Genomic DNA, 13,560 nt, shown 5'->3' with positions numbered 1-13,560 from the left:
TCATATATTAGCGAATGCACTTGTATTTCATGACCATATAACTATTTTCTTTTTTTCTTAAAAATAATACTAGCTATAATAAATATTATTCCAACAACTAAAGATATAACTATAATGCTACATAGAATATTTGCATTGAATACCTCTGAATTATTTGAATAAAATCCTTGTGAAAAATCTACATTTCCTAATCCATCACAACTAGATGTACTTAGTAATAAGTTCATAACATCATTTGATAATCCACTCCAAATACCTATTATACTTATAATAACACCTGTTTTAAACAAAGGTGTAACCCTAGTATATCTTATTATTAAAAATATAATCCATACTAACATAACTAAATAAGTAGTTATACTCATTGAATCTCTCCAATAATGTAAACCTACATTATTAAAAATTCCACACATAATTAATAATAAATATAACCATAAAGTATCCCATGCTAATGAAATAAGACCTATATTATTACTTAATCTTCTTGGTAAATTTATGTTCTTAAAAATATAAGGTAAAAAAATAATCGATATTCCTAATATACAAGCTGAACTTGCTACAAAGAACCATTTTCCTTTAGTATAAATACAACAAGTTAAAAGTAATAGTACTAATGATGTTGTAAAACTAAGAATTGTCCACAGTAACTTCTTTTTATCCACAATAAAAGGCACAACAATAATGGAAGCTGTGACTAAAATAGCTGTTAATACTATAAAAAACCAATCAAGCGCATGTCCTATTGCCAAATTACATATTAAACATACAATTATGGGAATTGTTAATATTCCTGCTGTAACCATACCTACCATATATGTCTTTCTAACTGTTTTTTTCTCATGAGTTTTTAAAACACTTTCTTTCTCTTTTTCAAGTATGTTATCCACCTCATAATTATTTAATTGTTTCATAAGCTTACTACATTCATTACATTCTTTTAAATGTTCTTCAACTATTTTTTTACTTTCATCACTACATACCTCATCTTTATATAGAGGTAATAAATCTTGAATAACTTCACAAGTATATTTCATTTTATAACACATCCTTTCTCATAGCTTGTCTTGTATCTTTAGTCTCGCTCGATGATAGGTTACTCTAGCCCAATTTTCTGACTTATTAAATATCTGACCTATCTCTTTGAAAGAAAGCTCTCCAAATATTCTCAAATTAAATACTTCCTTATATGGTTCTGAAAGTTCGTGTAAAACCATATGAATCCTCAAAGTTGATTCCTTATTGACGATCATACTTTCTATAGTATTTTCAGAAGAAATATCTGAATCTAAATTTTCTAGCTTATTAGATTTTTTCAGATAATCATAACAAACATTCTTTGCAATAGCACATAACCATGTAAATTCACTAGCATCTCCTCTATATGAACTTTTTATTGCTTTATAAAAAGTTTCTTGAGTTAATTCTTCTGCTTCAACTACATCTTTAATTATTGTCATAATATAAGAATAAATCTTCATATAGTATGTTTTGTAGAGCTTCTCGATATCCAACTTATTATTCAAACTTCCTATCACCTCTTTTCTTTTACACTTATTAGACTCACTAATCTGAATTTCGTTACAAACTTTTTTTATTTTTTTTAGATTTATTAATTTACTTACCACTTAATCGTAATTTATTATCTCTTCTAGAATGTGCACCTGTACTACTCCCTCTTAAAGCAAATAATAATTCTACTAGACTCTTATGATATGGAATAAAAGTTTCTTCATCTATCATCTCTAATATTTCGTTTATACTTGCCCACTTTGCATCTTGCACTTCTTCATATTGTAATTGTAATGAATTTATATCTATATCTTTTTCACATAAATAAATATCATCAAATCCACAACTAAAATTAAGAGTCATAGCTGGTCTGTTATCTGCAAGAGATATGTCGATTCCAAGTTCCTCTTTTACCTCTCTCTCTGCAGCTTCCCTACTATTCTCTCCAGTAATAGCACTACCACCTGCAGAAAAATCCCACATATTAGACCATCCACTCTTAAATGGTTGTCTCTGTTGAATAAGCATCTTACCTTCTTTATTAAAAATGCAAATATGCACAACTAACCTATAAGTATCTTCGGGTTGTTTTCCACCTCTAACCATTGTCTTTCCTGTCTTTATCCTATCTCTTGTATACAAATCTAATATTTCCATAATATAATATCCCCCTATGTAAATTTTATTATTTTTTATACAAAATATTTTATCATACTTTTATCTTCCCCCTTTACACACTATTAATTCTATGTTCAAAATAAATATATGAAAGCAAACTATTTACAAGTTATTTTTTAAATTTATTTGTATTTTCTCATTTTTTGTTTTCTTTAGTAATCATTTGTTGTAAAATAAATGTTAAGAACACATTAATTTGTCGAAACACGCTAACATTTCTTTATCTAGTTTATGTTTACATTATAAGAATATATTATTATGACATAAACACCATTAAATCATTTATTAAGTTATCAGATATAGATATATAAAATTTTCAATAATAAGGGGTAATTAAATTTGAAAAAAAAATTATATACAATTACAAGCTTGTTATTAGCATTAATAATAATAGGTTGTAATATAGGCACTAAAACTATTAAATTGGGAGCTGCTGGACTAGGTGGAATGTACTATTCATTTGCTAGTGCATTTACTGAATTAGCATCTACTGAAAATGAAGATTATAACTTTGAAGTTAAATCCACAGCAGGTTCTACTGCTAACATTCGTCTTTTATCAGAAGGTTATATTGATATGTGTATTGCACAAGCAGATTTAATTCATGATGCTTATTATGGTTCAGGTAACTTTACCAATAATAAATATCGTGGTTATAAAGCAGTGGCAGGATTATATAATGAAGCTTGTCAGATTGTTGTTCGCGCAGATTCATCTATCAATTCACTAGACGACTTACAAGGTAAAACAATAAATATTGGTGAAAAGGAATCTGGAACTGAACGTAATGCTAATTTAATTCTTCAGATGAGTGGTTTATCTTCTGATATAGTTAATACAGTTAATCTTAATTATACAAATGCTGCCAAAAAATTAAAATCAGGCGAGATAGATGCATTATTCTGTACAGCAGGAGTTCAAACAACTGTTATAGAAGAATTAGCACGTCAATGTGATATTCGACTACTTAGCATTGATGAAAAATGTATAAACAGAATAACATCTTCTTATGACTTCTATAAAGAATATACTATTCCAGCTAATACTTATACTGGTCAATCAGAAGCAATAAAAACCATTAGCGTTCAATCTGTCCTTCTTGCAAGTAATGATTTACCTAATGATATTGTAAATAACCTAACATCTATGTTGTTTAAACATTCTCAAGATATTCAATATTCTATTTCTGGTAATCTTCAATTAGATATAGATTATGCAGTTCAAGGTGTTGATATTCCATTTCACCCAGGCGCTATTGAATATTACAAAGAAAACAGCATTAATGTACCATCATAATAATAAAACATAGAAAGGATTTATTCATGAACATTCAATTAGATATGTATCAAACACTAGCTATTGCAGTAATTGTATTGATGCTAGGAAAATTTATAAAACAAAAAATTTACTTCATGGAAAAATTCTGTATTCCAGCGCCTGTTATAGGTGGTTTAATATTTGCTATATTTACTTGTATTTGCTACAGTACAGGAATTGCAGAATTTTCTTTTGATGATACTCTTAAAGAAGTATGTATGGTATTCTTCTTTACTTCTGTAGGATTCCAAGCCAACCTTAAAGTATTAAAAAGTGGTGGTAAATCCTTATTTATATTTCTAGGACTTGTTATAACTCTTATTGTTGCACAAAACTTTCTTGCTGTAGGAGTATCGCATCTACTTGGTATTAATCCATTAGTTGGTTTATGTACAGGATCTATTCCTATGGTAGGAGGACACGGAACAGCAGGAGCTTTTGGTCCAGTATTAGAAGATCTTAATATAAAAGGTGCTACTACAGTTTGTACAGCTGCAGCTACCTTTGGTCTAATTGCTGGAAGTTTAATAGGTGGACCTGTAGGTAGAAGACTTATAGAGAAAAAACAATTATTAAATACTGTTGTCTCAGAGGACGATAGTATTCTTGTAGAAGATGAAGAGAAACATGAACGTCATACAAATATGTATGCTGCTGCAGTATTTCAATTAATCCTTGCTGTTGGTTTAGGAACAATTTTTTCTAAAGCCTTAACACAAACAGGTTTGACATTTCCCATATATATAGGTGCAATGATTGCAGCTGCGCTTATAAGAAATGTTGGTGAATATTCTGGCAAATTCGATATTCATATGGGAGAAATTAATGACCTAGGAGGTATATGCTTATCTCTATTCTTAGGAATGGCTATGATAACTCTTAAGATATGGCAATTAGCTGAATTAGCTTTACCTTTAATTATACTTTTAGCTGTTCAAGTTTTACTTATTTTTATTTTTACTTATTTCGTTATATTCAATGTTATGGGAAGAGATTATGATGCTGCTGTCTTAGCAGCAGGTACTTGTGGTTTTGGTATGGGTGCTACTCCTAACGCTATGGCTAACATGCAAGCCTTATGTGATAAATATGTGCCTTCTGTAAAGGCTTATTTAATCATTCCATTGATTGGAAGTTTGTTTGCAGATTTTATTAATAGTTTAGTAATTACATTCTTTATTAATTTATTGTAGAACTTCTAGGGGGTATTGTTTATGAAAGGTAAAAAACCAAAAACAAAAAACAAAAAAAATTATGATATGACATTTGATGAACTTGCAATTCCTGAAATTCACACTAATCATAAAAAAGGAAATAAAAAAGATACTGATAATAAACCATCTGTAAATTATGATACTGCAATTCCTGAAATTCATATCAAGAAGTAAAAACAAAATCGTCAAGGCTCTATAATTGCCTTGACGATTTTGTTTAGCGTTATAAGAATACTATTCTAGTGCTTACTTTACTTGCCTAAGAGTCCTACCATGTGATACAGATTTAAAATAATACGCTATTCCCACTATATCTGCTAAGGCCCAACCAATAGGTACTGATATCCAAATTCCTACAACACCAATTGTAGAAATAGATGACAGAGTATATGCAAGGGCTACCCTTGTACCTAACGAAATTATTGTAAGTATAACAGACATAACAGGTTTATTAACGGCTCTATAATATCCATATAATAAGAATAATATTCCTATTCCTATATAGCATGAACCTTCAATAGACAAATATTTAACTCCTTCTGAAATTATCTGAGTTTCTTTAGAATTTATAAATATACACATTAGTGGTTTAGCCAAAAGTACTACAAAAGCACTTATGATTATACAGAAAATTGATGTTGTGATTACCCCACTTTTTATTCCTTTAGTAATTCTCTTTTCATTCTTTGCACCATAATTCTGAGCAACATATGTTGAAAAGGCATTTCCAAAATCCTGAACTGGCATATACCCAAATGAATCTATTTTTACAGCTGCAGCAAATGCAGCCATAATTGATGTTCCAAAACTATTAACAATTCCTTGCACCATAAGAATACCAAAGTTCATAATTGATTGTTGAATACTAGTCATTATAGATAAATTTAAAATGCTAAAAAGATTTTGTTTATCCCACTTCATATCATTTCCTCTAGGAATAATTTCTTTAACTCTTATAAAAGTATAAATAATAATTCCTATAGCCGATAAATATTGTGAGAATACTGTTGCTATTGCAGCTCCTCTTACTCCCCATTTTAAAATCAGAACGCAAAGTATATCTAATAAAATATTAATTATTGAGGATATAGCTAAAAAAACTAAAGGTACAACAGAATTTCCTATAGCTCGAAGTAAATTGGCAAAATAATTATATAGAAATATTGCTATAATCCCTAAAAATATTACTTCAAGATATTGTTTCATTATAGAGCGAATCTCAATTGGAACTTGCATAGTTTTTAAAATAAAATCCATAAATAAATATACAACAATATTTAAAATAATAGAGATTATAGCTACAGTAACAAATGATATAAAGACACTTTGCCTAACCTTTTTACTATCGCCTTCTCCATATTGCATAGAAATTGCTGATCCACTTCCCATACAAAGTCCAATAAATATTGAGGTTAAAAATGTCATAAATGTATATGAAGAACCTACAGCTGCAAGTGCATTAGCGCCTAAGAATCTTCCAACTACCCACGTATCGGCAATATTATACAGTTGTTGCAATAAGTTACCGACCATTAGAGGTAATGCAAATAATAAAATATTCTTAGTTATTGGACCTTCTGTTAAATTTCTCTGCATTAAAATTCATATCCTTTACTTAATAATTCTTATTTTGCTCCCTTTATATCAATTATTACGTACTCAGACTTACAGCCTGTTTTGAATTTAATTTCCCAATCAGAGATTCCAGATGTTACTATAAAGTTTGTATTTTTTCTTTTTTCATAACCATAAATACAATCATTTCCACCCAATTTATTTAATTTATGTAATGTCATAAAAGGAAAGAATTGACCTCCATGTGTATGTCCAGATAGGACTAAATCTACTCCAGCTTCTTCTTGATTATCATAATCACCAGGTTGGTGATCCATAACAATTGAGAATTTACTACTATCTAATCCTTTAGTAAGCTTCTTCATACTTGCTCTACTACCATTACGGTCTGTTTCTTCTGATCTATCTTGTCTACCTATAATATAAAATCTGTTATCTATAAGAACATTTTCATCTTGAAGAACTGTAACACCATTAGATTTTAATTCTGCTGCCAGATCATCTCCACTATATCCTCTCTTTTCTGGACTATAATATCCTTTATCGTGATTACCAAATACATAATATACACCATATTTTGACTTCATTTTACCAAGTGCCTTACAGCATTGAATCATATCTTCTTTTGTAGTTCCATCATCAACAAAGTCTCCTGTAATAAGTACTACATCAGGATTTTGCTTCTGAATTTCCTTTAAATGTTTTTTAAAACCTTCACTATGAAATGTAGCTCCTACATGTGAATCAGAAATTAATGCAACTTTTAGATTACCTACTTGTTTATCTGTATTAATTACATAATTAGTTTTCCAAACATGATGTGCTAGTACCCAACCTGTACTAAGATAACCTATAGTAAAAATAATTGCTATTAACCCAACATAATATCTTCTAAATGTCTTCTTACCTAATTTGCGTATTAAGAAGAAAATAAAATCAATTATTCCCCAAAAGATAATCAAATGTAACAAACATACAACAGCATTCATCATGCCCCATAATAGATAAATTACTACACTAACACCTACAATAATTAAAGTACTAAAAAGTGTTGCCTTATTTTTATTTCCTTTAGCAAATTTATCTATAAATTTAAATTTTCTTATTCTGTTTCCTATATATAAGAAACCAGCTACAGATGCTACAACTATGGCTACAAAAATTAAAATCCATAGTATCATATTATCCTCTCTCCTCTTTTGTGATTTTTTACTTCTTATATATTTAATCCTTTATAAAATATAGTTTACACAGTTATTTTTCTAAATACAATTAATTGAAAAAGTATTCCAGAAAAATATAAAACATTATCATCACCAAAATCATACCAATAAAAGAAAATATTATTACACCTAACAAAGATACTCTACTTCTAGATTTGTCTGAACCAGCATATAATTTATTAGCTTCTATACTTCTTGTAGGTTTATCATAATTCTTATAATCTACATTTTTGTTTTGTACTTGTTTTTTTAATTTTATATTTTTTCTATATATTGCTATTGGATCTGAAACATTCATTATCTTTTCATAAAAATCTCTAAGCCATTTTACATCTTCATAATTACATTCATAATCTTCAAAAGAACCTTCCCCATGTGCCATTTGATTCCTAACATATCTCACTGATTTAAGCTTACTGTATGTATCATCCCACTCTGGAATATTTACCCTTCCTAATGAAGATATATGCTCCATATCATTGATATAACTTGTCACTCCACCACTATTTTTACTATATATATCAGAACATAACTTGTCCAATCGTTTATATTCATTAAAAAAATCTATGTTTAAATTCTGAGGCACTTAAACACCTCCCTTATAAATATCTATTAATAATATTGTTCAAGCCCTAGCTAATAGAAAAATTATACAGCAATTATCTCCTTAAGTCTATCAACAATATTTTGTAAAGCTCTTTCTACTTCTATAGGATTAGAAAAAAGACTCTGTAATAATTTATCAATATTATTCTCAAAATCAACAGGTAAAATTTTAGCATGTTCTTTTGCATATTGTACCATACGTTTTTCTCCAGGATGAGTTAATTTATTTACTGCAAAAATAATATCTAAATAAGATTCTAGAAATGCAGCAGTTCTATGGTTTACACTTGTCCAATCTTTACGTTTCAATGCTTTCTTTATCTGAGTATCATACGAAGGCAAATTACCAGTTAATAATCTCATATTCTGATTTATAATATTACTTTTTAACTCTTCAGGATAAGGAACTTTAAACCTATTTTTCATAATTTCAAATTTTCCTATTTTGTCATATAAAACACAACTGTGTAACAAATTGTGCCACATACAAGTAGTATAACCATTGTGTGCATAATGTTTTTCTACTACAGATGCAACTTTATTTGAAAAATCTTCTATATTCCTATATAAGATATCAATATCTATTCCATCTTTTAATGTGCAATCATCCTCTAGTTCCCAGAAACTATTTCCAATCTCCATATATTCACAATACTTCTCTAAAATCTTTTTTCTATTTTCTTCATTTGGAATCTTAGTACAATATATATATAAATCATAATCTGATTTTTCATCAAAATCATTTCCTGCTCTAGATCCTCCTAATGCAATTGCTTCCACTTCTTCTAACTCAGCAAATGCATTCCATAACTTCTCAAAATACATTTTTAATCACCTCTAATACTCCTTACAATTTTAATTTCCTTTATTATATATTTACATAAATTAACTAATAATTCAATATTTTCTATAGCAAGTTGTTGTTCCTCTTTCTTATTTTATTAGTAATAATGTCATTTTATCTTTTCATATTAAAATTTTTAAGCATAAAAAAATCTCCAAGACAGCTTATGAATACATCTATTTTTTAGAATCTTATAAGAGGTTCTGGGTTATAACACTATTTTTCTTTACTCTTTATGTAGTATGCTCTAGCACTACTTAAACACTATATCTAAGATACTTATCCACAGATATAATTTCCTAAATAGTAAAATAGAGCACCATTTTGCAATGATGCTCTAATAATACAATCTTATATTTATAATATACCTATTAGAATTTCTTAATAACATCCAATTCTTCTTCTCTGTAGTTTATTATACACGTTATTAACAGCTTCTATATAACATATAAATGATGTATGATTATTACAATAAAAACAAAGATACCTATTTTTTATATCACAATATTGTTGTCGTACTTCTTCCCACATTCCAAATTTCTTAATCTCATTTACCTTCTCTCTAAGATAATGAGAATTTGGTGCCTGTTCCCAATAATATTTATCACACGCTACAAATCCAGTCTTATTATGAATTAATCTATATATTCTATCATCTTTATCTCTACGTACTATTGCAATATCTATAGAAAATTCTGTCTTATTTCCTTTTTTAAAATGAACCTTCTCAGTAGTTATTGCAGATGTAGAATCCTTACATGTAGCTATATTATACTTACTTAAAATTTTATTTAATGTATTCATAACATTCTCTTTAATATCTCTACAATTAGAATATCCACAACGAATAATTTCAAGATTATAATCTAAATCTATGGACTGATTTCCATTCTGCATAATTAGATTTCTATCTCCACTTCCCACCATATAAAAATTAGATCCAATATCCCAATCTTCTTTCAACTGATGGCAAAGCTCTTGCATTATCTTGCCGCATCTCCTTCTCATTTTACCAATAAACTTTTTGTCTTCAACATATCTTAACATAATCCACCTCCATTATTCCCCTGCCTACCACTTGAACATTAATATTCAAATCATTATAATATACATCAATATTAATTTCTTTGCAATAATTTTATTTGTAATTACGTTAAACTTACATTAATGCTACTACTTAAATAATATCCTAATATACATATCATGTGCTCTACAAAAATAATTGAGATGTAAATCTTACTTTATAATTTTATTGACAATTCTAAGCAATTCCATTCTTCTCCCATTACAGTATACTTTTCTATTACATCTTGGTATACGTCCTCAAAACCTGTTGCTTTATAACAATAATAAGCTGATTCATTATTCTCAAAAACACCTAACGAAACCTTATCCGAACCAAATATTTCCTTGGCATAATTCAAACCTAATGCATACTTATATTCATCAACTTGGATTTGATTAATGACAGCTGTCGCTACAATTTTTCCTTCATCTTCCATAACGAATAAATCCTTTCGCTCCAAACCGTCTTCAGCATTTTTTCTGGTTGGATATATATTTCGAATCCAACCAATTGTAGTCAATCCTTTTTCTTCTTCATCATGTATGTTTTCATATATTTTTTCAATACTATCTATATCATTTTTTGTTGCTTCACGTATTTCCATTATATTAGACCTCCTTTCTTCTTTTTCACAAATTTCCATTGAGATTTCACCTATTTTAAGAGATTTAATAACTATTATATTGGTCTTATGTCAATATTTAGGACATAAAAAGTCAAACTTTATTTATGCTGTAATTCTAGCTAATAATTCACATTGCTCTGGAGTCATGTAATTAATAGAAGAGTATAGTCTTCTCCTGTTATACCAACCTTCAATATACTTAAAAATAGCAACATTAGCTTCTTCAAAGGTTCGGTATTTATTTCTATAAATTTCTTCTTTCTTTATTGATGAATGGAAAGATTCTATGCAAGCATTATCATATGGGCAACCTTTTTTACTAAATGATTGTATTATATTGAATTTTTTACAGAGTTCTTTTAAATCATTTTTCAGATACACTCACTCCTGATTTAAATAAATCTACTATCATATCTTTATAATCTTAATCATATCTTTTGCCCTTTCTCATAATGGACACATCCTTTCTTAACTAAATAATATTTTACTTAGTTTGATTTAATGTGTCCACTACTTTATACTAATACCATTACCTAACAACCTTGTGTAAATGGTATTATGAAAGTGCAGAAAAGTTCCAACATAAAAATGTAGGGATTAATGCACTTTTTTGTTTTATTATTTCAATATATAATTGTACTAATCTTATGGAAAGGATAGGTACAATTATGAGATACGATATAGAGAATAAATTAAAGGAATTTTCAAGAGAGGATGTGAAACTATTGAATAAAAGTGAATTAGCAAGAAGATTTAATTGTGATCCAAGAACAATAGATAGATATTTAAAGATTCAATCTGGTGAACTGAAACCAAAGAAATCTTCACGAGTATACACTTCGCTTATAGATGATTATAAATCTATTATTATAGATAAAGTTGATAATTACGGTGCCACTGCCATGGGAGTGTATAAATTTATTCAAACTAAAGGATATAAAGGTAAATATAGTACAGTAGCTGCATTTGTTAATAAACATAAAAGTATAGAAACTAAAAGAGCTACAGTAAGATTTGAAACCTCACCTGGATTACAAGCTCAAGTAGATTGGAAGGAAAATCTAACTATGATTAGTAAGAATGGTGAAGTATTTAAGGTAAATATATTTTTAATGGTAATGGGATATTCAAGAATGAAATACTTAAAGTTGACTATGGATAGAAATCAAAAAACTTTATTTAACTGTATGATCTCAGCTTTTAATTACTTCGGCGGAATACCAAAAGAAATTTTATTTGATAATATGAAAACAGTAATTGATAGAAGTAAATCTACCTTTTCACAAGTTGAATTTAATAAAACTTTTAGAAATTTTGCTAATGATGCTGGCTTTAAACCTATAGCATGTAGAGCATATAGACCACAAACTAAGGGAAAAGTAGAATCTCTAGCACATCTTACAAACCGCTTAGCCGTTTATAACGGCGAATTCGAAAATTATGATGAATTAGAAGTTATTGTGAATAATTTTATGCATAATATAAATAATGAAATTTCACAAGCAATAAATGAATCACCTGTTAGTAGACTAGATAAAGAAAGAGAGTATTTTAAACCTATACCCCCATTGGATTCATTGCTTTCATATATCTCCTGCGAAAAAGAATATAAAGTTTCAAAAGAATCTATGGTCAATTATAAAGGTAAAAAATACTCTGTACCAACCAAATATATTGGTTATAAGTTAAACATTACCGAAACAACAGACGGCAATATCAATATTTATTATAATAAAGATTTTATTGTTTGTCATTCAATTAGCGATAAAAGATATAATTATAAAAAAAGTCATTTCCATGAAATCCTTAAATCAGATGCTTGTAGCCATCTATCGGATGAGAATATAGACTTGTTTATAGAGGAAAACATATCAATGATGGATATATTATTAGGAGAGTGATTAGACAATGTATGCAAAGTTATTAAATAATTTAGAAACCCTAAAATTAGAAAAAATGTATTCTTACATACCAGCTTATTTAGATACTGTGGTGAAAGATAATATTTCAGTTCTAGATGCTCTTATACATTTAACAGATAAAGAAATTGAATATAAAAATGAAATGGCTTCAAAAATCCAAATTACTGTAGCTGGATTCCCTTTTGTAAAAAAGGTAGAAGATTTTAATTTTGATTTTCAACCTTCAGTAAATAAAGCTGAGATTAAAGATCTTTGTACATTAAGATTTATTGAAAATAAAGAGAATATATTATTTTATGGAACACCTGGTGTAGGAAAGACTCACTTGGCTACCGCTATCGGAGTTGAAGCAGCTAGCAAACGCTATTTAACATATTTTATAAGTTGTCATGATTTAATACAGAATCTTAGAAAAGCTTATAATGAAAATAGGTTAGAAGCCAGGTTAAAACATTATAATAAATATAAACTTCTAATCATAGATGAAATTGGATATTTACCAATAGATAAGTTGGGTGCTAATCTATTCTTTCAACTTATAACTAAACGATATGAACATAATTCTACTATAATTACTACTAATCAACCATTTAGTAAATGGGGCGATGTATTTTCTGATATGACGTTAGCGAATGCTATTTTAGACAGACTATTACATCACTCTCATATAATCAAAATTGTTGGTCCATCATATAGAACTAAAGATGTATATGAATTAATTCAACAAGAAAATAGCAATAAATAGTAGAAATTAATATTAGAATTTTTATTCATTTCCATGTTGGAATTTTATTTCATTTTGATGTTGACATGCACACCTTGCTATTTCACTTATTTAGTAACCACATTTTTACATTTATTAAATCTTATATATTAATTTTAAACGTGATTGTTCAGCTTCGGTAAAGTTATCCACAGTTTTTAGGATTTTTTTTATTATTTTTATCATCTTTTGAGTCAAGAGAAGTCTGTGAGTTATTT

14 protein-coding genes and 1 pseudogene are annotated in these 13,560 nt (G+C 28.2%); 5 read left to right on the top strand and 10 right to left on the bottom strand.

The window, feature by feature from the left end; translation table 11 throughout:
* Nucleotides 1-41: 41 nt before the first annotated feature.
* The 3 genes from KQI77_RS08340 to KQI77_RS08330 all read right to left on the bottom strand — a co-directional run bounded on the left by KQI77_RS08340 (nt 42) and on the right by KQI77_RS08330 (nt 2,166).
* Entirely contained in the window at nt 42-1,034 is a 993-nt protein-coding gene (locus KQI77_RS08340) for a zf-HC2 domain-containing protein (RefSeq protein WP_216389987.1), read from the bottom strand.
* An 18-nt stretch (nt 1,035-1,052) separates the two neighbouring features.
* Nucleotides 1,053-1,523 carry an RNA polymerase sigma factor gene (locus KQI77_RS08335; RefSeq protein ID WP_301281682.1) on the bottom strand — a complete coding sequence of 157 codons (471 nt, stop codon included), beginning with the start codon at nt 1,521-1,523 and terminating at the stop codon, nt 1,053-1,055.
* Nucleotides 1,524-1,614: 91 nt separating this feature from the next.
* Complete coding sequence (locus tag KQI77_RS08330) at nt 1,615-2,166, bottom strand: NUDIX domain-containing protein (RefSeq protein ID WP_216389986.1); 552 nt, start codon at nt 2,164-2,166, stop codon at nt 1,615-1,617.
* Nucleotides 2,167-2,526: 360 nt separating this feature from the next.
* Between KQI77_RS08330 and KQI77_RS08325 the strand changes: the two genes are divergently transcribed.
* Genes KQI77_RS08325 through KQI77_RS08315 form a run of 3 tightly spaced genes read left to right on the top strand, consistent with a single transcriptional unit; the run spans nt 2,527 to nt 4,892 of the window.
* A complete protein-coding gene (locus KQI77_RS08325) occupies nt 2,527-3,483 on the top strand; it encodes a TAXI family TRAP transporter solute-binding subunit (RefSeq protein WP_216389985.1) in 957 nt (318 codons plus the stop codon).
* A gap of 26 nt (nt 3,484-3,509) precedes the next feature.
* Nucleotides 3,510-4,697, top strand: coding sequence for a sodium/glutamate symporter (gene gltS, locus KQI77_RS08320; protein WP_216389984.1), 1,188 nt, complete (start codon nt 3,510-3,512; stop codon nt 4,695-4,697).
* A gap of 21 nt (nt 4,698-4,718) precedes the next feature.
* Nucleotides 4,719-4,892, top strand: coding sequence for a hypothetical protein (locus tag KQI77_RS08315; RefSeq protein WP_216389983.1), 174 nt, complete (start codon nt 4,719-4,721; stop codon nt 4,890-4,892).
* 72 nt (nt 4,893-4,964) lie between these two features.
* Here the strand turns inward: KQI77_RS08315 and KQI77_RS08310 are convergent, their stop codons facing one another.
* From KQI77_RS08310 to KQI77_RS08280, 7 genes and pseudogenes are all read right to left on the bottom strand, one after another.
* Nucleotides 4,965-6,314 carry an MATE family efflux transporter gene (locus KQI77_RS08310; RefSeq protein WP_216389982.1) on the bottom strand — a complete coding sequence of 450 codons (1,350 nt, stop codon included), beginning with the start codon at nt 6,312-6,314 and terminating at the stop codon, nt 4,965-4,967.
* A 29-nt stretch (nt 6,315-6,343) separates the two neighbouring features.
* Nucleotides 6,344-7,474 carry a metallophosphoesterase gene (locus tag KQI77_RS08305; protein WP_216389981.1) on the bottom strand — a complete coding sequence of 377 codons (1,131 nt, stop codon included), beginning with the start codon at nt 7,472-7,474 and terminating at the stop codon, nt 6,344-6,346.
* Between the two features lie 91 nt (nt 7,475-7,565).
* Nucleotides 7,566-8,102, bottom strand: a complete 537-nt coding sequence (locus KQI77_RS08300; protein ID WP_216389980.1) for a DUF6548 family protein — start codon at nt 8,100-8,102, stop codon at nt 7,566-7,568.
* A gap of 62 nt (nt 8,103-8,164) precedes the next feature.
* Entirely contained in the window at nt 8,165-8,947 is a 783-nt protein-coding gene (locus KQI77_RS08295) for a DUF4037 domain-containing protein (RefSeq protein ID WP_216389979.1), read from the bottom strand.
* Between the two features lie 400 nt (nt 8,948-9,347).
* Entirely contained in the window at nt 9,348-10,013 is a 666-nt protein-coding gene (locus KQI77_RS08290) for a hypothetical protein (protein ID WP_216389978.1), read from the bottom strand.
* A gap of 194 nt (nt 10,014-10,207) precedes the next feature.
* Complete coding sequence (locus KQI77_RS13005) at nt 10,208-10,636, bottom strand: GNAT family N-acetyltransferase (RefSeq protein WP_253289399.1); 429 nt, start codon at nt 10,634-10,636, stop codon at nt 10,208-10,210.
* 123 nt (nt 10,637-10,759) lie between these two features.
* Nucleotides 10,760-10,984: pseudogene (locus KQI77_RS08280) on the bottom strand (integrase core domain-containing protein); the annotation flags it as partial.
* Nucleotides 10,985-11,325: 341 nt separating this feature from the next.
* Between KQI77_RS08280 and istA the strand changes: the two are divergent.
* Entirely contained in the window at nt 11,326-12,558 is a 1,233-nt protein-coding gene (gene istA / locus KQI77_RS08275; protein ID WP_216389977.1) for an IS21 family transposase, read from the top strand.
* Between the two features lie 7 nt (nt 12,559-12,565).
* Nucleotides 12,566-13,324, top strand: coding sequence for an IS21-like element helper ATPase IstB (gene istB, locus KQI77_RS08270; RefSeq protein ID WP_216389976.1), 759 nt, complete (start codon nt 12,566-12,568; stop codon nt 13,322-13,324).
* Nucleotides 13,325-13,560: the final 236 nt, after the last annotated feature.

The sequence above is a fragment of the Clostridium sp. MSJ-8 genome, from assembly GCF_018918325.1.
GTDB lineage: Bacteria > Bacillota > Clostridia > Clostridiales > Clostridiaceae > Clostridium.
This window is presented reverse-complemented; position numbering and strand designations above follow the sequence as displayed.

Coding starts and splice junctions, on each gene's coding strand:
- KQI77_RS08310 (WP_216389982.1), bottom strand. CDS start 6,314: ATGCAGAGAAATTTAACAGAAGGTCCAATAACTAAGAATATTTTATTA.
- KQI77_RS08340 (WP_216389987.1), bottom strand. CDS start 1,034: ATGAAATATACTTGTGAAGTTATTCAAGATTTATTACCTCTATATAAA.
- istA (WP_216389977.1), top strand. CDS start 11,326: ATGAGATACGATATAGAGAATAAATTAAAGGAATTTTCAAGAGAGGAT.
- KQI77_RS13005 (WP_253289399.1), bottom strand. CDS start 10,636: ATGGAAATACGTGAAGCAACAAAAAATGATATAGATAGTATTGAAAAA.
- KQI77_RS08305 (WP_216389981.1), bottom strand. CDS start 7,474: ATGATACTATGGATTTTAATTTTTGTAGCCATAGTTGTAGCATCTGTA.
- KQI77_RS08290 (WP_216389978.1), bottom strand. CDS start 10,013: ATGTTAAGATATGTTGAAGACAAAAAGTTTATTGGTAAAATGAGAAGG.
- KQI77_RS08295 (WP_216389979.1), bottom strand. CDS start 8,947: ATGTATTTTGAGAAGTTATGGAATGCATTTGCTGAGTTAGAAGAAGTG.
- KQI77_RS08330 (WP_216389986.1), bottom strand. CDS start 2,166: ATGGAAATATTAGATTTGTATACAAGAGATAGGATAAAGACAGGAAAG.
- KQI77_RS08315 (WP_216389983.1), top strand. CDS start 4,719: ATGAAAGGTAAAAAACCAAAAACAAAAAACAAAAAAAATTATGATATG.
- istB (WP_216389976.1), top strand. CDS start 12,566: ATGTATGCAAAGTTATTAAATAATTTAGAAACCCTAAAATTAGAAAAA.
- gltS (WP_216389984.1), top strand. CDS start 3,510: ATGAACATTCAATTAGATATGTATCAAACACTAGCTATTGCAGTAATT.